The following is a 25,070-nucleotide window of genomic DNA, read 5'->3' as shown; positions in this document are numbered from 1 at the left end:
TTTTGTCATTCCGCCGCCATCTCCTCTTCGGCTGCCGGCAGCCAGACGGTGAACTCGGCGCCGCCGGCCTTGCGGTTGCGCACCGAGATCAGCCCGCCGGCGCGCTGGATCAACGTCTGCGAGATCGACAGGCCAAGGCCGGTGCCCTCGCCCCGCTTGGTGGTGAAAAACGGATCGAAAACCGCGCTCAGCATCGCGTCGGGCACCCCGGGGCCGCTGTCACGTACCTTGAGCGCGGTGCCGCGGCGACCGTTGCGGCGCGCTTCGGTCAGGAGAAGCGCGAGCCGGCCGCCCTGGCCCATGGCCTGCACCGCGTTGATGATCAGGTTGACGACCACCTGCTGCATCTCGCCGGGGGCAATGCGCACCGGCGGCACGTCGTCCAGCCGGGTTTCGACCCGGACACCGGCCTTGTCGATCACATGCTCCACCAGAACCAGGCAATCGCCGAGCACCGGGGCAAGATCGACCTGGCCGCCCATTTCCTCGATCTCGCCGGGGGCGGCGAATTTCAGCAGCTTGCCGACAATCGCCTGAATGCGCCCGACTTGGGCGTCGATCAGGTTGAGCTCGGTCGCGACCGGGGCGGCGCGCTCCTGCAAGGCTTCGCGCATCACGTCGAGATTGCCTTGGATCACCGCCACCGGATTGTTGATCTCATGCGCCACGCCGGCGGTGATCTCGCCGATCGAGGCCAGCTTTTCGCTCATCACCAACTGCCGGTAGGTTTCTTCCAGCTTGGCATTGGCCGCACGCAGCTCGGCGGTGCGTTCCTCGACGCGGGTGTTCAGCTCATCGGCCCAGGCGCGCAGCTTGCGGTCGCGGTCCTGCACCTGGTCGAGCAGATCGTCGAGATGGCCGGCGACGGCGGCAATCTCGTCGCGCCGCTTCATCCGCCCGATCCGCGCCGAAAGGTCGCCGCGTCCGACCCGGGCCATGGTCTGGGTCATCCGCTCCAGCGGCGCAAAGATGCCGCCGGCCATCCAGAGAAACACCGGCGCCGAGAGCACCAGAACCGCAAAGAACGCCGCCAGCATCCACAGGAAGGCCTGCCGCTTGGCGGCGGTGAACGGCGCCTCGAGAAAGCCGACATAGAGCATGCCCACACGGTCGCCGAAACTGTCGGTCAGCGGCATATAGGCCGAAATATACCAGTCGTTGACCACGAAGGCGCGGTCGAGCCAGGTCTTGCCCTGGCCCAGAACCTGGCCGCGCACCGCCGCCGAGACCCGGGTGCCAAGCGCGCGCACATCCTCGAACAGCCGCACGTTGGTGCTGACCCGCACGTCATCAAGGAACAGTGTCGCCGTGCCCTGCCGTTCGCCGCCGGTGACGGCGTTGAGATAGACCAGCGCGTTGATCGAATCGATGAAATCCAGGTTGCGGTTCAACAGGATGCCCCCCACCAGCACGCCGTCATGTCCGGGCAGGCGCACCGGGCTGGCGGAATGCACCACCATGCCGCGATCCTCGACCTCGCGGTCGGTGGGCACCGCGGCCTCGGTCTCGATCAGCGGGATGCGGGCCTGTGCGGCCAGCGGCGCCGGCAGCGCCCCGGCGGGAAAGATATCGATCCGGGTGTCGGGGCGGCTGAGCCCGGCGGCAATCACCGGCCAGCGGTCGGCCTGCGCGCCGGCGGCCTCGGCCGGCAGGTAATACAGGAAATCCAGGCCCAGTTCGGCCTGCTTTTGCCGGAAATACGCCGCCGGATCGCCCTCGGCCAGCACTTCGGCGAATTCGACCGAGCCGGCCAGACCGTGCAGCTCTTCGCCGGTGCCGGTCATCAGCCGGTTGAGATATTGCTCGGCAATCCGCAGGTCGCTTTCGACATTGGCGATCAGCACCTTGTCGTAATCCGCCGTCCAGCGGGTCATGCCGAGCAGCAGGAGCAGCGGCATCAGCAGGATCAGGGGAGCAAGCGCCAGGATCAGCAGGCGCAGGCGAACCGATTGCATCAAGAGACCCTCCCGCCGGCCAGACTATCGGCGGCCGACGGGGCGCGCAAACTCAGATCGGGTTTTTCTCGGCATAGGTCCGAAAGAACGCCAGAAACGCCCGGTCGGGATCGCGCGCGGGCTCTCTGCCCCGGCTCCAGTCGCGCCATTCGCCCTCGACGTGATAGATGTCATACCCCGGGTGGCGCAGCCGCGCGGTCTCGTAGGTTTCGCTGCGCAGGGCGGTGCCGCGGCTTTCCAGCCAGGCCGGCCGCGGCCGGGGTTCCGGCACCAGCCGCTCTTCGGTGCCGGCCATCCGCGCCTTGCGGCCCACCTTGGAAAAGCTCAGCTCGCGTTCCGCCTGGGCCGAGGTGCCGCTGTCCTTGCGCCACCAGCGCAGCTCGACATGGGTCACCCGCCGGCCGGTCTTGACCGGCTCGATCTCGACCACATAGTCGCTCAGCGCATTGACCTCGGCCATCGCCGGCTCGATCGCCCGCAGCTTGAGGTTCGACCAGGAGGTGAGCTTGCCCTTGGCCACGCCGAGAATGCCGCGCAGATCCTCGAGGCTGAAGCGTTCCGACGAGCGATAGCGCAGATTGCCGCGTTTCTGGATCATCTCGTAAAGCGTCAGCGCATATTTCGACGACAGCGCGAACATCACCTCGCGTTGCAGGCGGGCAAAGACGGTGCTGTCCTTGATGATCCGCCGCAGCCGCTGCGGGATCTCGTATTCCAGCAGCCCGTCGCGCCGCGTGGTCTCGATATTGCCGCCCAGAAGCTGCACCCGCTCGATCGCCTCTTCGCCGTCGCGGGTGACGCGGACCTTGACGATCGAGGACATCAGCCGCTCGATGCTCTCGCCGACCCGGTCGTTTGAATTGTGCGAGCCGCGCAGATCGGCCTTGGCGATCACATGGGTCACCGGCTTGTCGATGGCATCCCAGGCGTTTTCCAGCAGCTGGTTGTAGATCCGGCGGTCCGCCAGCGTCAGCGGGGTGACCTCGACAAGGTCGACCAGCTCGCCGGGTTTGACGAGGCTTTCGGCGTTTGGCCGCGCCTCGATGGTGCGATAAGGTTTGCCTGTGGCCACGTGCGTTACCTGACTGCTCTTACTTTTGTAGGCCTTTGGGCGTAAGATATCAAAAGCCGACGCCCCCGTCCATCACCCGAAAGGTAAGCTTTCGCGCCGGGGATTCGCGCCACCCGATTCGCAATGCCCTGCCCCGCAAGGCTTTTTTCAACGGTTTTTTGCCCCTGTGGCGCGCACCCGAAAGGTAAGTTTTCCGCCCTGCCCGATCCGTAAGCCCAGCCGCCCCGATGCGTAAGGACAAACACCCCGAAGCGTAAGCCATGCCGCCCCGGGACGTAAGAATTGGACGGAATTTCCGTGGTTTGGCAATGCGTTGGATGACGCGAACAAAGAATCCTTGAATCCAGAACAAGAGGGTTTTTCAAATTTGGATTTTTGGGGGTTTTGCCTGCCGCCCGGACACCGTTCGAAGCCGCGACCCGGCCAAGCTTACTTTTCGGGTGCCTCGCGGTGCGAAAAAGCCCCGAGGTTCGGAAATTGGGGGCTTCTCCGGTGTTTTCGCGGCATTGGCGGGCAATCGCGCAACTTCCGCTATTTTCGGCATCCGCCGCCGGATTTCGCACTTGAGACGGCCGGCCACAGGGTCCATGATTCGCGTCAAACCACCCCCCTGAGAGGTAGGACATGGAGCAGTCAGCCCTTCCCCCGGTGTCCCTGCGCGAGCTCGACCAGCTTGCCGGGCGCGCCTCCACCGTCATCTCGCGCCTGCGCGACCGCCTGTATGCCCCCGGCACCGAAAAGCGGCTCGAGCTGCAATTCAACGTGCGCCGCGCCGCCGAGATGGTCGGACGCAGCGAAAAAGCGATCCGCGACGCCGAGGCCGACGGCCGCCTGCCGGCGCCGGAGAAAGACCCCGAGACCGGGCGGCGCACCGGCTACAGCCTGACCGATGTGAACCGCATGCGCCAGCTTTTCGGCACCTTGCCGCATCGGGCGCCCGACGATCCGGCGATGGTGCTGGCGGTTCAGAACTTCAAGGGCGGTGTCGGCAAATCGACCACCGTCTGTCACCTGGCGCAATATCTCGCGCTCAAGGGCTATCGCGTCTGCGTCATCGATTGCGACAGCCAGGCTTCGACCACCTCGGTTTTCGGGTTGAACCCCGACGTCGATGTAGATGAAGACGAGGACACGCTTTACCCGTTCTTTCGCCATGGCGGCCCGCCCGATCTGAGCTATGCGCTGCGCGCCACCTATTGGCCGAACATCGCGCTGATCCCCGCCAATTTGGGCCTCTATGACGCCGAATATGAATTCGCCGCCCGCATGGCGCGCGAGAAATCCTTTGTGCTCGACCGGCTGCGTCACGGTATCGAGACCATCAAGGACCGCTTTGATGTCATCCTGCTTGATCCGCCGCCGGCGCTTGGCATGCTTTCGCTGTCGGTGCTGCGCGCGGCCGAGGCGCTGGTGATCCCGGCGCCGCCCAACAACATCGATTTCGGCTCAACCGCGCATTTCCTCAAGATGCTCGGCGCCACGCTCAATGAGCTGGCCGAGGCCGGAGGCGCGCGGGATTATGCATTTGTTAAAATTCTTGCGACCAAGATGAATGACACCAAATCGGCGCATGTCGCCATCAAGCGGATGATGGATGCGGTCTTTCCCATGGATATGCTTCTCTCTGTGCAGAAGGACAGTGCCGAGATCGACAACGCGACGGCCAATCTCTCGACGGTCTACGAGCTGACCGGCGCCGCCACCCGCACCGAGACCCACAAGCGCTGCCGCGCTTATCTCGATGCGGTGGGCCGCGAGATCGAGATTCTGATCCGCAAGACCTGGCCGAGCCATCACGCGCAGCTGCGCAAGGAAGGACTGCTATGACCCGCAAGCATGATGCCATTTTCGACGATGTTCTCAGCGGCTTTGACGCCCCCGACCCGGCCGAAGAAGACCGGGCCGGCGCGCGATTTCTCAAACGCACCACCACAATCTCCGAGCGGCTTTCGGGCGAGCTCGAGGAGAAGACCCTGCGCTGGGTCGACCCCGCCCGCTGCCGCATGTGGGACCGGCACAATCGCGAATATGCGCTGCTCAACGAAGACAATTGCCGCGACCTGATCGATGGCATTCGCTCGCAGGGGCGGCAGGAATTTCCCGCCATCGTGCGCACCTCTGACGATCCGGATTACGACTTCGAGGTGATCTGTGGCGCCCGGCGGCATTTCGCGGTGAGCTGGCTTCGGGCCAACAATTACACCCAGTTCAAATATCTCGTCGAGCTGCGTGACCTGTCGGATGAAGAGGCCTTTCGTCTTGCCGATATCGAGAACCGCGACCGCGAGGACATCTCGGATTACGAGCGGGCGATCGATTATGCCGATGCCGTGGAGCGCTATTACGGCGGCAAGCAGAAGGCGATGGCCGAGCGGCTCGAGGTGTCGCAACCCTGGCTGTCGCGTTACCTGCAACTGGCGAAACTGCCCGAAGAGATCGTCGCCGCCTTTGCCTCGGTGCGCGACATCCGCGAGCGCAACGCCCGCGAGCTGAAGCCGCTTCTGGGGGAGGCCGTGGTCGCCGAACGCGTGCTCGATGCCGCCCGGACCATCGCCCGCGAGCAGGCCCAGGCGCGGCGCGGCAGCGGGGCCTTTGTCGATGGGGCGGCGGTCATGCGGCGGCTGGTCAACGCCGGCAAGCCGGCCGCCCCGAAGCCGCCGCGCGCGGGCAAGATCTATCGACGCTCATCTGGCGAGGCCGGTATCGAAGTCCGTCGCAAGGGGCGCAAGGTTCTGGTGGAGTTCGAGGATTCGCTGTCGCGCCCGCAGCTTGTGGCGGCTTTTGACGCCTACTTGAAAGATCGCTTCTCGCACTGACCCGGAAAATTGCCCACGGGCAATTTTTGCACGGTGAGGCCCCGGCGCGAGGCCGGGGCGCGCCGGCCCCCGTCCCGGCCTCGCACCGGGACCCCGTGGCTCGCACGGCACAATTGCCCATGGGCAATTTTTTGCAGCCGGACAATTTGACCGGGTTTTGTCGGGCGAGCGACTTCGCTGCGGCCAGTCTGACCCAATCGCTGATCCGTCGTCAAAACCGGCTGGCATCCCTCTGCGGGGAATGCCAGTTTGCCCGAAACGGGAGGGACATCCGGGGATGGTGGATATCTGGAGCGGTCTGGTGCAGGCGGCCTGGCTGGTGGGGACGCTTGATGCGGAACTGCTGGAAATCGCCTTGCGCTCGCTCAAGGTCACGCTCTCGGCGCTGGTTATTGCCAGCCTGATCGCCCTGCCCCTGGCGGCCTTGCTCGCAGTGCGCCGCTTCAGGTTTCGCCGCACGGTGATTGCGGTGCTGAATGCGTTGATGGGACTGCCGCCGGTGGTTGTGGGTCTGGTGGTCTATGTGCTGCTGTCGCGCTCGGGCCCGCTTGGCGTGCTGGGGCTGCTGTTCACGCCGACGGCCATGGTGATCGCCCAGGTCGTCATCATCGTGCCGCTGATTGCCTCGATCGCGCATCAGTCGATCCGCGATCTCTGGCAGGAATACCACGATCTGCTGATCTCGATGAACGTCACCCAGGGACAGAAGATCCGCACCCTGCTGTGGGACAGCCGCCGAGCGCTGCTGACCGCCGCGCTGGCGGGGTTTGGCCGTGGCATCGGCGAGGTGGGCGCGATCATGATCGTCGGCGGCAATATCGATCATGCCACGCGGGTGCTGACCACCGCGATTGCGCTCGAGACCGGGAAAGGCAACTTCGCGCTGGCGCTGGCCTTGGGGTTCGTGCTGATCGCCTTGGCGATTGCGGTCAATCTCGCGATCCATGCGCTCAGCCGGACCGAGCGGGAGGGGCGCTGGTGAGCGACTTGTTTCCGGTCAGGCTCGAGGCGGCCCGAGCCACGCGGCGCGGCAGGACGCTGGTCGGCCCGGTCGATCTCGAACTCGACGGCGCCGGGACAACCGTGGTGATCGGCCCCAACGGCGCCGGCAAGACGACCTTTCTGCGTATGTTGCACGGCACGGCGCGGCTGGGGGGCGGGCGGATTCGCTGGAATTGCACCACCGAAGAGGCGCGGCATCACCAGTGTTTCGTGTTTCAGCAGCCGGTGATGCTGCGGCGCACGGTGATGCAGAACCTGATCTACCCGCTGCGCATGCGCGGCATGTCGCGCGGCGAGGCCGAAGACCGCGCGCGGCGCTGGGCCGCGCGGGTGGGGCTGGGCTCGATGCTGACCCGCCAGGCGCCGGTACTGTCCGGCGGCGAGCGGCAGAAGCTGGCGCTGGCGCGGGCGATGATCACCGAGCCGAAGCTGCTGTTTCTCGACGAGCCCTGCGCCTCGCTCGATGGCCGGGCGATGCGCGAGATCGAGGAGATCCTGCAAGAGGCCCGGGCCGGTGGCATGCGGCTGATCCTCTCGACCCACGATATGGGCCAGGCGCGGCGGCTGGCCGATGAGGTGCTGTTTCTGCTGCATGGCAGGCTGCACGACCGGGGCGCCGGACCGGAATTTTTCACCCAGCCCGCCACGCCTCAGGCGCGGGCCTTTCTGAACGGAGATATTGTCGAATGAAACATCTGATCCTGTCGCTGGCGCTGATCGCGTGTTCCGGCGCCGCCCTGGCCGCCGAGACGATGAAAATGGCCGTTACCACGTCGTTCCATAATTCCGGGCTGGCGGATGTGTTGCTGCCGCGGATCGCGGCGGACCTCGATCTCGAGGTGCAGCTTCTGGTGGTTGGCACGGGGCAGGCGATGCGGCTGGGCGAGGCGGGTGACGTCGATGCCATCCTGGTGCATTCGCGCGGCGCCGAAGAGACATTTGTCGCGGCAGGGCACGGCACCCACCGGCGCGAGATCATGTACAACGATTTTGTCTTCATCGGGCCCGAGAGCGACCCTGCCGATATCGCCGGTGCGCCGAGCGCCACCGAGGCGCTGCAACGCATTGCCGCGGCCGAGGCGCCGTTTGTCTCGCGCGGGGATGACAGCGGCACCCACAAGAAGGAGCTGAGCCTCTGGGACGACGCCGGGCAGGATCCGGCGACGCTGCACGATTGGTACAAACCCGTGGGCGCCGGCATGGGTGCGGCGCTGAACACCGCCGCCGGCATGGGCGCCTATATCATGTCGGATCGGGCGAGCTGGCTGAATTTCGGCAACAAGGGCGATCTGGCGCTGCTGTTTTCCGGCGATGCGGTGCTGTTCAACCAATATGCCTATCTTCCGGTGAACCCGGAGAAACATGGCCATGTGAAACATGACCTGGCAATGAAGCTGGAAGACTGGCTGGTGTCCGACACCGCAAAAACGCTGATCGATGGCTACACCATCGACGGCGAGACGCTCTTTGTCTTCAACGCCAAGGCGGCGGACTAGGCGCACCCGAAAGGTAAGCTTTCGCAACTGTGGTGCAAGCTTATCGGACATTTTCGGGGAGGGCAGGGCAGGGCGGTTTCCTGCCCGGTGTGCCCGGACAAGCGCCGCCCGGCGGCATTGCCGTGCGGCCGCGCCGCGGCCGCCACGAAAGACTACGCCGGATGGTGGGCCGGGTCACGCGGCGGCGTGAGAGACCCGAGACGTTGTGGCGCTTTTGCCGAGCCCTGCGGCGCGGGTAATCCCGGCCGGGCCGGGGGACGCTCAGGCACAGCCCAGATGGCGGGAGATCGCGCGGGCGCAGGATGTGACCGCATCGATCACGCTCTGATCGGGCGGCGCGGGCGCATCGAAGGCGCGGGTGGCGTTGATCGCCCCGACGATGCCGCCGGATATGTCGCGGATCGGGGCGGCGACCGAGGCCATGCCACGTTCGAAACTGCCGAGCTGCACCACGACATCGCGCGCGCGGTCGGCGCGCCATTGCGCCAGCAGCGTTGCCATGTTGCGCGGCGTCCCGCGGGGCGCATGATCGTAATGTTCATCCCGGTAGAGCGCGATCAGCGAGGCTTCGTCGAGATCGGTCAGCAGCACCCGGCCCATGGTGGTGGCCGCCGCCGGCAGCCGGCTGCCGACATGCACGATGCTGCCCATGCCCATGCGGCTGGCGACCCGCAGCATGTAAAGCACGCTCTTGCCGTCGCGCACGCCAAGATGGGTCGACCAGTCGGTTTCGTCCCGCAGCGCCTCGATCTCGGGCAGGGCGATCTGCACCAACTCGCGCGAGGCCATGTATCCATGCCCCAGCCGCAGCACCGCCGGCCCCAGCGCATAGGTCTGCCGCCGCGCGTCGTGCAGCAGGAAGCCCAGATGCGCCAGGGTATAGACCGTGCGGAAGGCGGCCGACCGGCTGAGCCCCAGGCTGCGCGCGATATCGCTGAGCGTCAGTTCCTGCCGCTCGGTGGTGAAGGCATCCAGCACCGCGAAGCCGCGGAGCAGGCCGGGGACCAGATAGCGGTCTTCATCGGCGTCCGTTTTATCCATGAAACGCCATGTATCAGGTGAAACGCGTGCCGGCTACAAATCTCTGCATCGAATTTTGCACGACAGCCACCACGGAGGACCCGACATGAACATGCGCGCAACCGCCTCGCCGCTCGCGGCGGAACTCAAGGCCCATACCGGGCGCTTCACCGACAAGGAATTCGACTGGAACGCCTTTCCCTCGAACGCCGGTTTCCCCGATCTGGCGCGGGCGCAGATGCGCTATGTCGGGGCAGGGGGCTCGCCCAAGGTGGGCGATACCTCGACGCTCAAGGCCGACAATTTCACCGTCTCGCTGATCTACAAGGAGCCGGGCAAATACGCCGCCTGCCACAGCCATGAAATCGAAGAGAGTTTCCTGATCATCGATGGCGCGCTGATCGTCGGCTGGGAGCGGGACGGCGAGGTCTGCGAGGTCAACCTCGGGCCGAAGGACATGATCCTGAACGCGCGCGAGATCGGCCATGGATTCCGCGTCGACGGGGTGGAGCCGGTGCTGATGTCGATCTCGGTCGATGTCGGCAAGCCGCTGCCGCCGGTCTATCACTATCACCCGAAGGAACATGCGCCCGAGCTCGCCCGGGCCTTTGGCGCCAAGCCGGGCGAGACCATCAAGTTCGATCCCGCCGGCGATCATCCGTTGCAGAAGCTGATGGCGCAATATGTGATTCGCCACGTCGACCAGCCGACGATCTGGGAAGACGCCGGCTTCAGCCGCAAGGTCTATGTCGGCGAGGGCGGTCTGGGCCATGATACCTGCCGCAAGGAGATGTGGGGCGTGCCGTCGCGTGTGGGGATCAAGGGATTCGTGCGCGATGTCGAGGATGCCTTCCTGGTGCTCGAAGGCAGCCTGACCGTGGGCTGGGAAGACAATGGCGAAACCGTCGAGGTCGAGCTCGGGCCACGCGATCTGGTCAAGACGCCGGCCGGCCGCAAGCACTGGATTCGCAACGATGGTGCCGGCGCGGCCACGGTCTGGCACGTGATCGGTTCGTCGAAGGGCGATGATGTGGTCTACGAAGCCGCCTGAACGCCCAAAACCTGATCACCCTGGCCATGGCGGCTGATCCGCCATGGCCGAGAAGGCCGCTTGCCTGCCGGTGAAACGGTGGATGCGGTCTGTGGGGTGTCGCCAGTTTCCTTTGGATATCAGCGACTTGCCCTGACTTCTACGGTTCAAGACCTGACCGCGCCTGCCCCGGAAAAACTTTTCGAAAACACTTGACTCACCGGGGTGGCCTTCAGTTATCATCAATAGTGAACAAGTTGTTCATATTTGAACACCTGCAAGACGGACGAAACATCAAGCAACCGAGAGGAGCCACGTCATGGATGCTTTCAAGGACAGACTTGCACAGCGGGCCGCGGACACCAGCCGCCCGGCGCTGGCGCATCAATGCCGGGGGCGGGAGCTGGAGCCGCAGGAGGCGGATTTCGCGACGGTCCTGATGGAGGTCTATGACGCGGTGGGCCATGAGTATGACGCCGTCGCCACCGCCCTGACCGAGCGCGGCTTTGCGGCGCCGGTCTCGGGCCGTACCGACTGGACCGCCGATCTGGTTCACGATGAGCTGGTGGCGATCAACGCCGCGCTTGACGCGGCATATGCGGAGCACGGGTATGGCGCTTGAGTTCCGCAATGTGACCAAGAAGTTCACCACCAATGCCGGCGACCGGCTGACCGCGGTGAACGACGTGAGCTTTCGGGTCGACGAGGGCGAGTTCGTCTCGGTCGTCGGGCCTTCGGGCTGCGGCAAATCGACGATCCTGTCGATGACCGCCGGGCTCTATCAGCCGAGCGACGGCGAGGTGCTTGTTTCGGATGCGGCGGTGACCGGCCCCAATGCGCATGTCGGTTTCATGCTGCAAAAGGATCTGCTGCTGCCCTGGCGTTCGATCATCTCGAATATCGAGTTCGGGCTGGAGGCGCGCGGCGTGGCCAAGGCGGAACGGCGCGCACGCGCCATGAAGGAGCTGGAGCACTGCCAGCTTGCCGGGTTCGACAGCCATTATCCCTATCAGCTTTCGGGCGGGATGCGGCAGCGCGCGGCGCTGGCCCGCACGCTGGCCATCGACCCCGAGATCATCCTGCTCGACGAGCCGTTCTCGGCGCTGGATGCGCAGACCAAGCTGCTGTTGCAGAATTCCTTTGCCGGCACCATCGCCAAGACCGGCAAGACGACGCTGCTGATCACCCATGATCTGGTGGAGGCGGTGCTGATGTCCGACCGCATTCTGGTGCTGTCGGAACGCCCCGGCACCGTGGTGGCGGAAATCAAGGTCGACCTGCCGAAACGCGACCGGCCGATCGAGCGGCGCGTCATGCCGGAGGTTTCCGACTATGCCGCTCAGCTCTTCAAACACCTGAAACTCGAAGAAAAGGCCGCCTGAGGCGCCGCTCGGAACAGGGAGTCCCGAACATGAAACATCGCATTCTTTCCACCTTCGCCGCCGCCGCCCTGGCGCTGTCCGCCAGTGCCGCCGCTGCGGCCGAAGAAGTCACCTATCTGTTTCCGGCGCCGGATTTCCTTCCGGCTTTCGCGCCGTTCCAGCTTGCCAAGGGCAAGGGGTATTTCGAGGAGGCCGGGCTCGACGTCACCTTTCAGGTGGGCAAGGGCGGCGCCGATGTTGCGACCCAGGTCGCGCTTGGCAATGCCGATCTGGGCGGCGGGATCGGCGACACGCCGATCATCGTGCGCGCCAACGGCCTCGAGATCCGCGGCGTCGCGCTGCTGGGCGGCCGCGGCCTGACCCAGCTCGCCTGGCGCGAGGATGCCGGCATTTCCGGCCCCGAAGACCTCAAGGGCAAGTCGATCGGCGTGCTGTCGTTCCAGGACACCACCTATTACAACCTGCTCGGCGTGCTGGCCTCGGCCGGGCTGAGCAAGACCGACGTCGATATCCAGGCGGTGGGCCCCGGCGGCATCATCCAGTTGAGCATCGCCGGCAAGCTTGACGCCATGTCGGGCGTGCCCGAGTGGATCGCCGCCATCGAGGCCGCCGGCGTCGCGATGGATCAGATGCCGGTCGATTCGGTGTTCCCGGCGATGGCCCAGGCGATCATCGCCTCGGACGACACCATCGAGGAACGCCCCGAGGTGGTGCAGGGGTTTGTCGAGGCGGTGCTGCGCGGGCTGCGCGACATCTCGGCCGATCCGGCGGCCGCGGCGGCGGATTACGTCAGCTTTGTGCCGCAGCATTCCGAAAATCTCGCCGGGATCGAGGCGATCCTGCGGGCCTATGCCGAGCTGATCTATCCCGAGGGCGAGAACCAGCCGCTGGGCAGCTTTGATCCGGCACGGATCAAGGCGGTGCAGGATTTCTATGTCGATGCCGGGCTGGTGCGCACCGCGGTGCCGGTCGACGAGCTGTACACCAACGAGTTCATCAAATGACCGATACAACTCAGGCCGTGGCCGGGCGCTCTGCCCCGGCCGCCAAGGCCCCCGCTTCCAAGGGAACCCGCCCCATGCGCCTTGCCAATCCGCTTTATGCAAGCCTTGGACTGCTGGTCCTCGTGCTTCTGGCCTGGGAATTTCTGCCCCCGGCGCTGGATGTGCCCAAGTTCATCATTCCGACGCTGACCGATTGCCTGGCCGAACTGTCGCGGATGTGGGCCTTCGAGGGGCTGCTGGGGCATTTCCTGTCGACCGCGCTCTACACCGTGCTGGGCTTTGCCATCGGATCGCTGCTGGGCGCGGTTCTGGGCTATCTGCTGGGCATGTCGGAATTCTGGGAGAAGGTGCTTTCGCCCTATATCCTGGCCTTGCAGATCGCACCCAAGGTGGCCTTTGCGCCGCTGTTCATCATGTGGTTCGGCTATAACGCCATGCCCAAGCTGCTGGTCACCGTGCTGATCGTGTTTTTCCCGGTGCTGGTCAATGTGCTTCAGGCGATGCGCACCGTCGACCGCGATCTGGTGAACCTTGCCCGGGCCTACAACCTCGGCCGGCTGGGCGTGTTCTGGAAAGTCGAGATGCCCTCGACCCTGCCCAACCTGATGGCCGGTCTGCGCATCGCCTCCACCCTGGCCGTGATCGGCGTGACGGTGGGCGAGCTGGTGGGCGGCAACACCGGGCTGGGTTTCCTGATCTCCTACGGCGGCGGCCAGGCCAATGCGGCGATGGTGTTCAACGCGATCCTGCTGCTGACGGTGATCGGCTACGCGCTCTATTTCGCGCTGGTCAAGATCGAGACCCGCGTGCTGCATTACCTGCCCCGCGCCGAGCACTGACGCCGGGCCATGACATCGGGTCGCCCTGCGGCGGCGGCCAGCCAGATTAGGGAGAACGCAAATGACTGTCGTCGACAAGAAAGCGCTGATCGAGAAGCGCGTGAACGAAGGCCTGCGCGGCCAATGGTATCCGGTGGCCAAATCGGTCGAGATCAAGGGCGCGCGCCCCTTCGGCACCAAGCTGCTGGGCCAGAAGCTCGTGCTGTGGCGCGACGGCGCCGGCAAGATCCGCTGCCTCGAGGACTTCTGTCCGCACCGTGGCGCCCCGCTGTCCTATGGCGAGGTGCATGACGGCCATGTCGCCTGTCGCTATCACGGCGTGGTGGTCGATGGCGAAGGCGTGGTGCAGCGGGTGCCGGCGATGCCGGAATGCGCGCTCGAGGGCCGCAAGGCGCTGCAATCCTACACCGTGCAGGAAAGCAACGACGCGGTCTTTGTCTATGTGCCCTCGGCCGACCGGCCCGAACCGCCGGAGCTGGTGCTGCCCAAGGAGATGACCAGCGACGCATGGACCGGCTTTCTCTGCACCTCGGTCTGGGAAACCAACTATCGTTACGCGCTGGATAACCTCGCCGATCCGATGCACGGCTGCTACCTGCATGCCGAGAGCTTTACCCTGGCGTATGGCTCCAAGCAGGACCTGATGCAGCTCAACAAGACCGACGAGGGTTTCCGCATCGAGCGCGTCGGCCAGACCGGCGAGAACTTCGACTGGACCGAGTTCGAGATCCATGACGGCTCGATGTTCTGTTTCCTCGACATTCCCTATCCGCCGGCGGCCGGGCCGGGCGGCGTGTTCCGCATCATCGGCTTTACCACGCCGGTGGATGAGACCACCTGCCGGGTGTTCTTCTGGCGGATGCGCCAGGTCGAGGGCACGGCGCGGGAGAGCTGGCGTTTCCTGTATCGCGCGGTGCTGGAAACCAATCACTGGAACGTGCTCGAGCAGGACCGGGTGATGCTGGAAGGCATGTCGGACGACGCGCGCAAGCGCGAGATGCTCTATCAGCATGATCTGGGTGTCAGCCGCATCCGGCAGATCCTGACCCGGGCGGCCAAGGCGCAGATTGAGGCCGAGCTGAAATCGGCCGCGGTGGCGGCGGAATGAGCCTCGATGGCCGTCATATCCTCGTCACCGGCGCGGCGAGCGGTCTGGGTGAAGTGATCGCCCGGTCGCTTGCCGCCAAGGGCGCGCGCCTGATCCTCGCGGATATCGCCGAGGAGGAGGGTCGGGCCACGGCCGACAGCCTCGGGGCGGCATTTGTGCGGGTCGATCTGGGCGATCCGGATTCGATCCGCGCCTGCGGCGAAGCGGTTGCGCGGCTGACGGCGGGCAAGCTGCACGGGCTGATCAACAACGGCGCGATTGCCACCGGCATCGGCGGCATTCCCTACGACGAGATCGAGCTGGAGAGCTGGGATCTGGTGCAGCGGGTCAATGTGCGCGGCACCTGGCTGATGGTGCGGGCCATGGCGCCGCTGCTGAAAGCCTCGGGATCGGGCCGGGTGGTCAACATGGCGTCGGATACGGCGCTCTGGGGGGCGCCGCGGCTGATGTCCTATGTCGCCAGCAAGGGCGCGGTGATCGCGATGACGCGGTCGTTGGCGCGGGAACTGGGGCCGGACCGCATCGGGGTGACGGCGGTGGCGCCGGGCATCCTGACCACCGAAAGCACCGATTACGTGCCCGAAGCGCGGCACAGGCAGTATTCCGAAGGCCGTGCGGTGCCCGGGGCACAATCGCCGCAGGACATCACCGACGTGGTGGCCTTTCTCGTGGAGGAGGGCGCGCTGACGCTCACCGGGCAGGTGCTGCCGGTCAACAACGGGTTCGTTTTCGCATGAGCTGGGATGCGCATACCTCCGAGGGCATCGCCTACCTCGAACGCCCCGGCAACGGGCCGGTGCTGGTGCTGCTGCACGGGATCGGATCGAACGCCGCGTCGTTCACGCCGTTGCTGGCGCATCTGCCGGCGACGGCCCGGGTGATCGCCTGGAACGCGCCGGGTTATGGCGGGTCCGAGCCGCTGACCCAGGTCTGGCCGCAGGCGCAGGACTACGCGGCGGCTCTGGAAGGGTTTCTCGACCGGGTGAAGGTGCCGCAATGCGCATTGCTCGGCCATTCGCTGGGGGCGCTGATCGCGGCGTCCTTTGTCGCCTGTCGCGCCAACCGGGTGACCCATCTGACGCTGGCCGCGCCGGCCATCGGCCACGGCGTTGCGCCGGGCGAGGTGCTGAGCGCCAAGGCACAGGCGCGGATCGACGATCTGGAGCGGCTGGGGGCGGTAGACTTCGCCAAGGCCCGCGCTCCGCGGCTGGTGTACCGGCCCGAGGATAACCCGGAGACGCTGGCGTTGGTGCAGACCGCGATGAGCCAGGTCTCGATGCCGGGCTATGGCCAGGCGGCGCGGATGCTGGCCTCGGGGCGGCTTCTGGATGATGCCGACAGGCTCTGGGTGCCCACCGACGTGATTGTCGGCGGCAAGGATCAGGTGACGCCGCCCGAAGGGGCGCGCCGCGTGCACCACAGGCTGCACGCCAAGGCGCGCGGCACATACACGGAGCTGCCGGGCCTCGGCCATGCGCTCTATCAACAGGATCCGGCGCGTTTTGCCGCTGCGTTGCGCCAGGGCGCCGCGGCGGTGGTGTGACCGGAGAGGGAGACCGAGATGAGTGAGACCATTCGCACAGAGGCGCTTCGCGGCATCATGATGCGCGGCCCGGGGCTGACCCAGACATTGCCGTTCTACGAGGACATGTGGGGGCTGAAGCTGGCCCATGCCGAAGAGGGCACGGCGCTGTTGCGCGGCACCGGCGAGGAGGCGTTCCTCTACGGGCTGAAGGACGGGCCGGTGTTTGGCATCGAGTACATCCATTTCGCCATGCCCGACCGCGCCAGCATGGATGCGCTGCATGCGCAATGCCTGGCCCGGGGCGCGCCGGTGCTGGGCACGCCTTCGGCGTTCGACGATTGGGCGGGCGGCTATGGCTTCGAGGTGCTGGACCCCGACAACCGCCGGCTGCGGTTCCGCTGCGACGCCCGGACGCTGGACGAGAAACCGGAATGGGCCAAGCCGCGCAAGGTCAGCCATGTGGTGCTGAACGCGCCCGACATGGAGGCGACGCAGGCCTTCTACGAAGAGGTTCTGGGCTTCCGGGTGTCGGATTATTCCGCCGACCAGATGGTTTTCCTGCGCTGCAACACCGATCACCACGCCATCGCGCTGGTGCGCGGCAATTATGCCAGCGTGAATCATGTGGCCTTTGAAATGCCCTCGCTCGACGAATTCATGCGCGGCATCGGCCGGATGAAGCAGAAGGGCCATGTGCCCACATGGGGGCCGGGGCGGCACGGGCCGGGGGACAATCCCTTTGCCTATTTCGTCTCGCCCTCGGGTTTCGTGATCGAGTTCACCTCGGAGGTGCAGCAGATCGACGAGGCCACCCACGAGGCCCAGGTCTGGCCGCGCGACGACCCCGAGAAGATGGACCAGTGGATGACCGCCGGCCCGCCGACCCCGGCGCAGCGCGCGGTGATGCAGGGCCGGCCCGATCCGGGCTTTCCCGAACTGCGCGCCAAGGCGAAAGGAGCCGCGTGATGCGATACGATTACGACAAATGCGTCGCGGTGGTGACCGGGGGCTCTTCTGGCATTGGCCTGGCCACGGTGCGGCTGCTGCTGGAAAGCGGCGCGCGGGTTGCCTTTTGCGCCCGCAACGAGAGCCGGCTGAACGAGGTGGCCGCCGTGCTGAAGCGCGATTTCGGGGACGACAACGTGCTGACACAGGCGTTTTCGGTGCTGGACAGGGACGCCGTCCAGGAGTTTGCCGATCTGGTGCATCAGACCTGGGGCCGCTGTGACCTGCTGGTCAACAACGCGGGGCAGGGGCGGATTTCCACCTTCGAGGACACCACGGATGACGACTGGCGCGCGGAATACGAGCTGAAGCTGTTCAGCCAGGTGCTGCCGGTGCGGGCCTTCCTGCCGATGCTGCGCGAGGCCGGGGGTGCGATCGTCGCGGTGAATTCGCTGCTCGCCTACCAGCCCGAGCCGCATATGGTCTGCACCTCTTCGGCGCGGGCCGGGGTGCAGAACCTGCTGAAATCGCTTTCGGTCGAACTGGCGCCCGAGGTGCGGGTCAACTCCGTGCTCTTGGGGCTGATCGGCTCGGGCCAGTGGACCCGGCGGTTTGCCGAACGCGAGGACCAGTCGGTCAGCCGGGCCGAATGGTACGGCGCCCTGGCCGAAAAGAAAGGCATTCCGCTCGGCCGTCTGGGCGAGGCCGAGGAAGCCGCCCATGCCATCGCCTTTCTGGGGTCCAGAGCGGCCAGCTACATCACCGGCGCACAGCTCGAAGTCTCGGGCGGCCTGTCCCGTCACATCTGAGGATGCATACCATGAAACACGATCCCATCAGCAAGACCGACACGGTCGGCGATTTCATCGCGCACTACCTGGCCGAGATCGGGGTGTCGGTGATGTTCGGCGTGATCTCGATCCACAACATGCCGATCTTGGACGCGGTGGCCCGGCAGGGGCGGATCCGCTTTGTGCCGGCGCGCGGCGAGGCCGGCGCGATGAACATGGCCGATGCCTATGCACGGGTGTCGGGCGGGCTTGGCGTCTGCCTCACCTCGACCGGCACGGCGGCGGGCAATGCTGCCGGCGCCCAGGCCGAGGCGCTGACCGCCGGCAGCCGGGTGCTGCATATCACCACGCAGGTCGATCTGGGCTATGCCGACCGCGACCGCGCGGCGATCCACGATGTGCCGCGCCAGCCCGAGATGTTGCGCGGGGTGTCGAAATCGGTGCATCGGATGTGGGATTCCAACGGTGCGATCGGTGCCCTGACGGCGGCGGTGTCGGATGCGCTCTCGGCGCCTTCGGGGCCGGTCAGCCTCGAGATTCCGGTGGATGTGCAGCGCGCGCCGGCGGTGGTGATGGCCGCAGTTCACGCGCCGGTGCCGACCCGGCCTTCGGCCCCGCAATCGGCGGTGGAAGAGATGGCGCGGCTGATCACCCAGGCGAAACGCCCGCTGATCTGGCTGGGCGGCGGCGCGCGCGGCGCGGTGGAAGAGGCGACCGAACTGATGCGCCGGGGTGTGGGCGTCGTGACCTCGACCAACGGGCGCGGCGTGGTCTCGGAGGAAGAGGCGGCCAACCTCGGCGCCTTCAACATGGGGCCGGACGCGATGGAGCTTTATGGCTCCTGCGACCTGATGCTGGTGGTGGGCTCGCGCCTGCGCGGCAACGAGACCCGCAACAACAAAATGCCGCTGCCGCGTCCGCTGTTGCAGATCGATGCCGACGCGGGGCAGGGCGGGCGCAATTACCCGGTGGATGTCTTTGCCCATGGCGATGCCGCCGATACGTTGCGGCGGCTGCTCGCGCTGCTGCCCGAGACGCTCGACACCGATGAGGCGCTGGCGTTCGATATCGCGCGGCTCAAGGCACAGGCCGAGGGGCGTCTGCGCGACACGCTGGGGCCTTACACCGTGGTGGCCGAGGCGATCAGCGGTGCGGTCGGCGCCGGCGGCAACGCCTGGGTGCGCGACGTGACGATCTCGAATTCGACCTATGGCAACCGCTATGTGCGGCTCTCCGATCCGCGTCAGGGCGTGCATGCGCTGGGTGGCGGCATCGGGCAGGGCGTGGCGATGGGGATCGGCGCGGCGCTGGCCTCGCACGGCCCCAAGGCGATCACGCTCTTGGGCGACGGCGGCACCATGCTGGGGCTGGCCGAGATGATCACGGCCGTCGATGAGAAGGCGCCGCTGGTCTATGTGCTGATGAATGATCAGGCCTATGGCGTGATCGAGAACATCCAGGATGCGCAATACGACAGCCGCCGGCATTACTCCAAGGTGGCGGTGCCGGAGTTCGGCGCCTTCTGCGGCGCGATCGGCATGCCACATGTCAAGGTGGACAGGGTGGACGCGTTCGAGGCGGCCTTGCAGGCGGCGCTGGCCACAGAAGGGCCGCGCGTGATCGAGGTCGACATGTGTGCCATCGGCCCCTTTGCCGAGGCCTTTGCCGGGCCGCCGGCGGGCGCTGCGGGCAAGAAGGAGTAAGCCATGCATCTCGGTCTGGTCGGATACGGCAATATCGGCAAGGCGCTGCTGGGCCTCATGGGCGCGGGAGAGCCCGCGCGCCTGACGGTGCTGGCGCGGCCCGGCAAGACGGTGGACCTGCCGGGGGCCGAGGTGGTCGAGACGGTGCAGGAGCTGATTGCCGCCGCGCCCGATCTGCTGGTGGAATGCGCCGGTCATGCGGCGGTGCGCGACACTGCGGTGCCGGCGCTCAGGGCCGGGATCGATGTGGTTCTGGTGTCGATCGGCGCGCTGAGCGATGTCGCGCTGGAACGTGCCCTGCACGCGGCGGCGGAAGAGGGCGGCGCGCGGCTGATCCTGCCGGCGGGGGCCATCGGCGGCATCGATCTGCTGTCGGCCATGGCGCCGGCTGGCGGGCTCGAGGTGACCTATCGCGGCACCAAGCCGCCGCAGGCCTGGCGCGGCACCCCGGCGGAAGAGCTGATCGACCTTGGCGGGCTGACAGCGGCGACGGTGTTCTTCTCGGGCACCGCGCGCGAGGTGTCGCAGGCCTTTCCGAAGAACGCCAATGTGGCGGCAACGCTGGCGCTGGCGGGGGCGGGAATGGACGCGACGCGGGTGGAACTGGTGGCCGACCCGCAGGCCAGCGGCAACCGGCACGCCTATTCGGTGCATTCGCCGCTGGGGGATTACGAGATCCGGATCGACAATCGGGCCTCGAACGGCAACGCCAAGACCAGCGCGGCAACGATCTATTCGGTGCTGCGCGAGATACGTAACCGCAAAGGACCGGTGGTGATCTGATGAAAATGGAACGCGATATCCTGCCCTCCGGGGCGCTTTACATCGGCGGCGACTGGCGCGAGGGGCGCGGCGCCGAGATCACTTCGGTCTTTCCCGCCGACGGGACGGTGACCCGGGTTCTGCGCGGCGCCTCGACTGAGGATGGCGAAGAGGCCATCGCCCGCGCCAGGGCGGCGCAGCCCGCCTGGGGCGCGCTGAAACCACATGAGCGGGCGCGGGTGCTCCATGCCATCGCCGAGGGGATCGAGGCCAACATCGGCCGCATCTCGCAAATCCAGTCGCAGGACACCGGCAAGACGCTGGCCGAAACCGCGGCGCTGGCCGCATCGGCGGCCGGCACCTTCCGCTATTTCGCCGCCGTGGCCGAAACCATGGACGAGGACATGACCGCGCAGCGCGGCGGGGCGCTGACGCTCTCGGTGCATGAGCCGATGGGCGTGGTGGGGGCGATCACGCCGTGGAATTCGCCGATTGCCTCGGACGCGCAGAAGCTGGCGCCGGCCCTGGCGGCGGGCAATGCCGTGATCCTGAAACCGGCCTCCTGGTCACCGCTCACGGCGCTGGAACTGGCGCGGATCGCGGATGCGGCGGGGCTGCCCAAGGGGCTTCTGTCGGTGCTGCCCGGTTCGGGGCGCGAGATCGGCAACCTGCTGGTGGAACACCCGGATATCGCCAAGATCAGCTTTACCGGCGGCACGTCGACCGGCCGCAGCCTGGCCGAAAAGGCCGGGCGCAAGCTGATGCCGGTGAGCCTGGAACTGGGCGGAAAATCCCCGACCATCGTGTTTGACGACGCGGATATCGAGGTGGCGCTGGCGGGCATTCTCTTCGGGGTGTTCTCGTCCACCGGGCAGAGCTGCATCGCCGGCTCGCGGCTGTTCGTGCAGCGCGGGATCTATGATGCCTTCGTCCCCCGGCTGGTGGCGGCGACCAAACGCTTGCGCGTCGGCCATCCCTTCGCGGAGGGCACGCAGGTTGCATCGCTGATCCATCAGGACCACCGCGACGAGGTGGCGGGCCATGTGGCCCGCGCGCTGGAGGATGGCGGCAGGCTTCTGTGTGGGGGCGGAGCGCCGGACGGGGCGGAATACGCCGAGGGCAGCTATTACCTGCCGACCATCATCGAGGGGCTGGGCAACGATGCGCGGCTCTGCCGCGACGAGGTGTTCGGCCCGGTGCTGGCGGTGCTGCCTTTCGACGGGGAGGACGAGGTGATCGCCCAGGGCAATGACAACGACTATGGATTGGCCTGCGGCATCTGGACCCGCGATTTTCCCCGCGCCTGGCGGGTGGCACGGGCGATCCGGGCCGGAACGGTCTGGATCAACACCTACAAGCAATTCTCGATCTCGACCCCCTTCGGCGGCGATGGCGCCAGCGGGATCGGCCGGGAGAAGGGCCGGCAGGGAATGCGTGCCTACATGCGGCAGAAGGCGATTTATGCTGATCTGACCGGCGCGCCGCACCCTTGGGCCGCGGATGTGGTGAGGGCGTCATGACCGGACAGATCGCGATCATCGGTGCCGGGCCCTCGGGCTGCTTTCTGGCGCAGGCGCTGCTCAAGGCGCAGCCCGATCTGCGGGTCGATCTGATCGACCGGCTGCCGGTGCCCTATGGCCTGGTGCGCTATGGCGTGGCGGCGGATCACCAGGGCACCAAGGGCGTGACACGGCAGTTCGCGCGGCTCTTTGAACGGCAGGGCGCGCGGTTTTTCGGAAATGTGAGCATTGGCTCGGATGTCGGGCTGGAGGATCTGCGCGGCGCCTATGATGCCGTGGTGCTGGCCGCCGGGCTGTCGGCGGATCGGCGGCTGGAGATCCCCGGCAGCGATCTGCCGGGGGTGCATGGCGCGGGCAAGCTGACCCGGGCGCTGTACGAGCATCCCGAGGCCGAGGCGCTGCCCGAGCTGGGGGCGCGGCCGCTGATTGTCGGCAATGGCAATGTGGCGATAGACCTGCTGCGGCTCTTGGCGAAATCGCCGGAGGAACTGGAAGGCTCGGATCTGGGCCAGGGGCCGACGGACTGGCTGGCGGCCAGCGGCATCGAGGAGATCACCATCACCGGGCGCTCGCCGGCGGCGGCGGCCAAGTTCGATACGGTGATGATCAAGGAGCTGGGCAAGCTCGCCGACGTGTCGATCCGGGTGATGGACGCGGGCGAAAGCGATGACCCGGACGCGCAGAAGAAGCTGGCGGCGCTGAACGCGCTGGAGGGCGGCGCCGGGGCGCGGCGCATCACCTTCCGTTTCGGGCTGACGCCGGTGGCGGTCGAAGGCTCCGACAGGGCCACGGCGGTGCGGTTTGCCACGGCGCAGGGCGAAGAGACGCTGGCCTGCACCTCGGTGCTCACCGCCATCGGCTTTGACACGCCCGGCGATCTGCCACGCGACGCGCTGCTGCGAGAGGAACGGGATGGCGGGCTGGCCGAGGGGCTTTATGCCACCGGCTGGTTCCGGCGCGGCCCGCGCGGTACCATTCCCGACAACCGCGCCGATGCCAGGGCGCTGGCCGAGCGAATCCTCGGCGCGCTGACCCCCGATCCCGGCAAAGCCGGCGCCGGCATTCTGGCCGGTCTGGACGAGATCACCGATTACGACGGATGGTGCCGCATCGACAGCGCCGAGACCGCCAACCCCCCGCCCGGACGGTGCCGGGCCAAGATCACCACCCGCGAGGGCATGCTGGGCCTCGCCCGACAGGAGGATACGCAATGAACATCCAAGTGCTTTACGGAACCGAAACCGGCAATGCCGAGATGCTGGCCGAGGATATCGTCGCCGAACTTGAGGCCGATCACGCGGTCGCGGCCGTCAACCTGGCGGATTTCGACCCCTCGGAATTTGACACCGGCACGCTCTATCTGATGGTCTGTTCGACCTATGGCGACGGCGAGTTGCCGGCCTCGGCGCAGCCCTTTGCCGAGAAGATGGCGGCCGCCAAACCCGATCTGACCGGCGTGCATTTCGGCATCTTCGGCATGGGCGACCGGGAATATGACGAGACCTTCAATGGCGGGCCTGCGACCCTTGCCGCGCTGATGACCGCGGCCGGGGCCACGCAGCTGGGCGAGCGGATCGCGCATGACGCCTCGGGGGCGGAAATGGCCGAGGATCTGGCTTTTCCCTGGGCCGAGGACATCGTGGCCATGGCCGGCGACGCGCTTGGTCAGGCGGCATGAGCACGGCGGCGGAGATCAGGACGCGGCTGACCCGGCCATGGCAGCACGGGACGCATGCGGATTTTCGCGGCGTGACCTGCGAGGCGCCGCTGGATCTGTCGGGCGTGGCCGTCGATGGTGTCGATTTCACCGGCGCGCGCTTTCTTGGCGGGATCGACGCCAGCGGCGCGCGGTTTGACGGGCTGGCCTGGTTTCGCGACGTGGTGATCGAGGGGCCGGCGCGGTTTGACGGTGCGGTCTTCATGAACGACGCCCGGTTCGAAGGCGCGCGGTTCCAGCGCCCGGCCGGATTCCGCAACACCGAATTCCGCGGCATCGGCCGCTTTGACGGCGCGCAGTTTCCCGAGGGGGCCGACCTCTCCGGCACCACCTGTTACGGCAATTTCTCGCTGCAATCGGTTACCGGCCGGGGCACGGTCAGTTTCCGGGGCAGCGAATGGCTGGGCGGGCTCTGGTGTGACAATGCCAGCCTGCCCGACACGGTCGACCTGTCCGAGACGCAGGTGCATGGCCGGCTCTGGCTGCGCCGGGCGCGGCGTGGCAATGCGGCGCTGCACCCGTCGGATTTCGGCATGTCCTTCGGCTATACCTATATCTGATCGGCGGCCCAGCCGCGATAGCCCAGCGCTTCGGAGATCTCCTGCGCCGCGGCTTTCAGGGTGGTTTCGATCAGCGCCGCCTTTTCGGTGCCTTCGGTAAAGATGCCGGCATGCCCGGTGACATTGATCGCGGCCACGGCCATGCCGCGATGGTCATAGACCGGCGCGGCGGCCGAGCCGATCTCGGGCTCGAAATTCGCCACGCTCCAGGACACCCCGCGCGAACGGTCGTTGGCCAGCTGCTCCATCAGCGTCTCGAGCGAGGTGCGGGTCTTGGCGGTGAAGGCCTCGAGCGGATGCGCCGCATAGAGATCCTGCAACTCCTGCCGGCTCAGCTCGGCCAGCAGCACCCGACCGATGGTGGTGGCATGGGCCGGCAGGCGGGTGCCTTCGCGCACCGTGCTGGCGAGATGCGAGACCGGGGTCTCGCGCGCCAGGTAGACGATCTCATGGCCTTCGCGAACGCCGAGATGCGCCGAGAGCTTCAGCCTGTCGACCAGCTGGCACAGCACCGGCCGCGCGGTCGGAACGATGCCCCGGTCGTTCAGCGCCTCGGCGGCCAGCGAGATCAGCCCGGTGCCCAGCCGATAACCGCCCTCGTCCGGCAGCGCCTCGATGATGCGCTCGGCCTCGAGCGTGGCGAGGATGCGGATCAGCGTCGTGCGGTTGATGCCGGTGGCCTTGGCGGCCTGGCTGATCTTGCGGCAGCGGTTGCCCGCCGCGATATAGCGCAGCACCGCCAGCGCACGCACCACCGGCTGCACCGAATATTCCGGCCCCTTGGTCTTGGTCCCGCTCTCAGCGTTCATCATCTGCCCAATCT

The 25,070-nt window shown here is 66.6% G+C and carries 25 protein-coding genes; 21 read left to right on the top strand and 4 right to left on the bottom strand.

Going from position 1 to position 25,070, the window contains the following annotated elements:
* Positions 1–5: 5 nt before the first annotated feature.
* Both PVW49_RS13120 and PVW49_RS13115 read right to left on the bottom strand, forming a co-directional pair.
* Complete coding sequence (locus tag PVW49_RS13120; protein WP_048535639.1) at positions 6–1,955, bottom strand: sensor histidine kinase; 1,950 nt, start codon at positions 1,953–1,955, stop codon at positions 6–8.
* Between the two features lie 52 nt (positions 1,956–2,007).
* Complete coding sequence (locus tag PVW49_RS13115; RefSeq protein WP_048535638.1) at positions 2,008–3,027, bottom strand: replication initiation protein; 1,020 nt, start codon at positions 3,025–3,027, stop codon at positions 2,008–2,010.
* A gap of 624 nt (positions 3,028–3,651) precedes the next feature.
* On the opposite strand from PVW49_RS13115, the gene PVW49_RS13110 reads away from it, so the two are divergent.
* From PVW49_RS13110 to PVW49_RS13090, 5 genes are all read left to right on the top strand, one after another.
* Positions 3,652–4,854, top strand: coding sequence for an AAA family ATPase (locus PVW49_RS13110; protein WP_074837985.1), 1,203 nt, complete (start codon positions 3,652–3,654; stop codon positions 4,852–4,854).
* Positions 4,851–5,843 (top strand): ParB/RepB/Spo0J family partition protein, encoded by a 993-nt coding sequence (locus tag PVW49_RS13105; RefSeq protein ID WP_074837987.1) that lies wholly within the window; start codon positions 4,851–4,853, stop codon positions 5,841–5,843. The genes PVW49_RS13110 and PVW49_RS13105 overlap by 4 nt, the downstream gene beginning before the upstream one ends.
* 277 nt (positions 5,844–6,120) lie before the next feature.
* Entirely contained in the window at positions 6,121–6,825 is a 705-nt protein-coding gene (locus tag PVW49_RS13100) for an ABC transporter permease (RefSeq protein WP_048535635.1), read from the top strand.
* Complete coding sequence (locus PVW49_RS13095) at positions 6,822–7,535, top strand: energy-coupling factor ABC transporter ATP-binding protein (protein WP_274563739.1); 714 nt, start codon at positions 6,822–6,824, stop codon at positions 7,533–7,535. Before PVW49_RS13100 ends, PVW49_RS13095 begins: the two co-directional genes overlap by 4 nt.
* Entirely contained in the window at positions 7,532–8,341 is an 810-nt protein-coding gene (locus PVW49_RS13090; RefSeq protein WP_274590743.1) for a substrate-binding domain-containing protein, read from the top strand. Before PVW49_RS13095 ends, PVW49_RS13090 begins: the two co-directional genes overlap by 4 nt.
* 261 nt (positions 8,342–8,602) lie before the next feature.
* Here the strand turns inward: PVW49_RS13090 and PVW49_RS13085 are convergent, their stop codons facing one another.
* Positions 8,603–9,382 carry an IclR family transcriptional regulator gene (locus PVW49_RS13085; protein WP_074837992.1) on the bottom strand — a complete coding sequence of 260 codons (780 nt, stop codon included), beginning with the start codon at positions 9,380–9,382 and terminating at the stop codon, positions 8,603–8,605.
* Between the two features lie 85 nt (positions 9,383–9,467).
* On the opposite strand from PVW49_RS13085, the gene PVW49_RS13080 reads away from it, so the two are divergent.
* The 16 genes from PVW49_RS13080 (at position 9,468) to PVW49_RS13005 (ending at position 24,247) form a co-directional block, all read left to right on the top strand.
* Positions 9,468–10,412, top strand: a complete 945-nt coding sequence (locus tag PVW49_RS13080) for a cupin domain-containing protein (protein ID WP_048535628.1) — start codon at positions 9,468–9,470, stop codon at positions 10,410–10,412.
* 298 nt (positions 10,413–10,710) lie between these two features.
* Complete coding sequence (locus PVW49_RS13075; RefSeq protein ID WP_048535627.1) at positions 10,711–11,013, top strand: recombinase-like helix-turn-helix domain-containing protein; 303 nt, start codon at positions 10,711–10,713, stop codon at positions 11,011–11,013.
* On the top strand, positions 11,003–11,773 hold the full coding sequence (locus PVW49_RS13070) for an ABC transporter ATP-binding protein (protein WP_053083418.1): 771 nt from the start codon (positions 11,003–11,005) through the stop codon (positions 11,771–11,773). Before PVW49_RS13075 ends, PVW49_RS13070 begins: the two co-directional genes overlap by 11 nt.
* Before the next feature lie 29 nt (positions 11,774–11,802).
* Positions 11,803–12,777: an ABC transporter substrate-binding protein gene (locus tag PVW49_RS13065; RefSeq protein WP_274590742.1), complete on the top strand. Its 975-nt coding sequence runs from the start codon at positions 11,803–11,805 to the stop codon at positions 12,775–12,777.
* Positions 12,774–13,616 (top strand): ABC transporter permease, encoded by an 843-nt coding sequence (locus PVW49_RS13060; RefSeq protein WP_082154704.1) that lies wholly within the window; start codon positions 12,774–12,776, stop codon positions 13,614–13,616. The genes PVW49_RS13065 and PVW49_RS13060 overlap by 4 nt, the downstream gene beginning before the upstream one ends.
* Before the next feature lie 61 nt (positions 13,617–13,677).
* On the top strand, positions 13,678–14,724 hold the full coding sequence (locus tag PVW49_RS13055; RefSeq protein ID WP_074838000.1) for an aromatic ring-hydroxylating oxygenase subunit alpha: 1,047 nt from the start codon (positions 13,678–13,680) through the stop codon (positions 14,722–14,724).
* Entirely contained in the window at positions 14,721–15,461 is a 741-nt protein-coding gene (locus PVW49_RS13050; RefSeq protein WP_074838002.1) for an SDR family oxidoreductase, read from the top strand. Before PVW49_RS13055 ends, PVW49_RS13050 begins: the two co-directional genes overlap by 4 nt.
* Complete coding sequence (locus tag PVW49_RS13045; RefSeq protein ID WP_074838004.1) at positions 15,458–16,267, top strand: alpha/beta fold hydrolase; 810 nt, start codon at positions 15,458–15,460, stop codon at positions 16,265–16,267. Before PVW49_RS13050 ends, PVW49_RS13045 begins: the two co-directional genes overlap by 4 nt.
* A gap of 18 nt (positions 16,268–16,285) precedes the next feature.
* A complete protein-coding gene (locus tag PVW49_RS13040) occupies positions 16,286–17,215 on the top strand; it encodes a VOC family protein (protein ID WP_074838005.1) in 930 nt (309 codons plus the stop codon).
* Positions 17,215–18,003 carry an SDR family oxidoreductase gene (locus tag PVW49_RS13035; RefSeq protein ID WP_274590741.1) on the top strand — a complete coding sequence of 263 codons (789 nt, stop codon included), beginning with the start codon at positions 17,215–17,217 and terminating at the stop codon, positions 18,001–18,003. Before PVW49_RS13040 ends, PVW49_RS13035 begins: the two co-directional genes overlap by 1 nt.
* 11 nt (positions 18,004–18,014) lie before the next feature.
* On the top strand, positions 18,015–19,688 hold the full coding sequence (locus PVW49_RS13030) for a thiamine pyrophosphate-binding protein (protein WP_274590740.1): 1,674 nt from the start codon (positions 18,015–18,017) through the stop codon (positions 19,686–19,688).
* Positions 19,689–19,691: 3 nt separating this feature from the next.
* The gene (locus tag PVW49_RS13025) at positions 19,692–20,471 is read left to right on the top strand and encodes an aspartate dehydrogenase (protein WP_274590739.1); all 780 of its coding nucleotides are present in this window, start codon (positions 19,692–19,694) and stop codon (positions 20,469–20,471) included.
* Complete coding sequence (locus PVW49_RS13020; protein WP_244526549.1) at positions 20,471–21,970, top strand: aldehyde dehydrogenase; 1,500 nt, start codon at positions 20,471–20,473, stop codon at positions 21,968–21,970. The genes PVW49_RS13025 and PVW49_RS13020 overlap by 1 nt, the downstream gene beginning before the upstream one ends.
* Positions 21,967–23,184: an FAD-dependent oxidoreductase gene (locus tag PVW49_RS13015; protein ID WP_274590738.1), complete on the top strand. Its 1,218-nt coding sequence runs from the start codon at positions 21,967–21,969 to the stop codon at positions 23,182–23,184. Before PVW49_RS13020 ends, PVW49_RS13015 begins: the two co-directional genes overlap by 4 nt.
* The gene (locus PVW49_RS13010; protein ID WP_048535612.1) at positions 23,181–23,648 is read left to right on the top strand and encodes a flavodoxin domain-containing protein; all 468 of its coding nucleotides are present in this window, start codon (positions 23,181–23,183) and stop codon (positions 23,646–23,648) included. The genes PVW49_RS13015 and PVW49_RS13010 overlap by 4 nt, the downstream gene beginning before the upstream one ends.
* Complete coding sequence (locus PVW49_RS13005; RefSeq protein ID WP_048535610.1) at positions 23,645–24,247, top strand: pentapeptide repeat-containing protein; 603 nt, start codon at positions 23,645–23,647, stop codon at positions 24,245–24,247. Before PVW49_RS13010 ends, PVW49_RS13005 begins: the two co-directional genes overlap by 4 nt.
* Here PVW49_RS13005 and PVW49_RS13000 read toward each other — a convergent pair.
* Complete coding sequence (locus PVW49_RS13000; RefSeq protein WP_274590737.1) at positions 24,238–25,059, bottom strand: IclR family transcriptional regulator; 822 nt, start codon at positions 25,057–25,059, stop codon at positions 24,238–24,240. The genes PVW49_RS13005 and PVW49_RS13000 overlap by 10 nt on opposite strands.
* Positions 25,060–25,070 lie beyond the last annotated feature (11 nt).

This window comes from Marinovum sp. PR37 (genome assembly GCF_028807375.1).
Taxonomy (GTDB): domain Bacteria; phylum Pseudomonadota; class Alphaproteobacteria; order Rhodobacterales; family Rhodobacteraceae; genus Marinovum; species Marinovum algicola.
The sequence above is the reverse complement of the archived record's forward strand: the minus strand, read 5'-3'. Positions and strand labels throughout refer to the sequence as shown.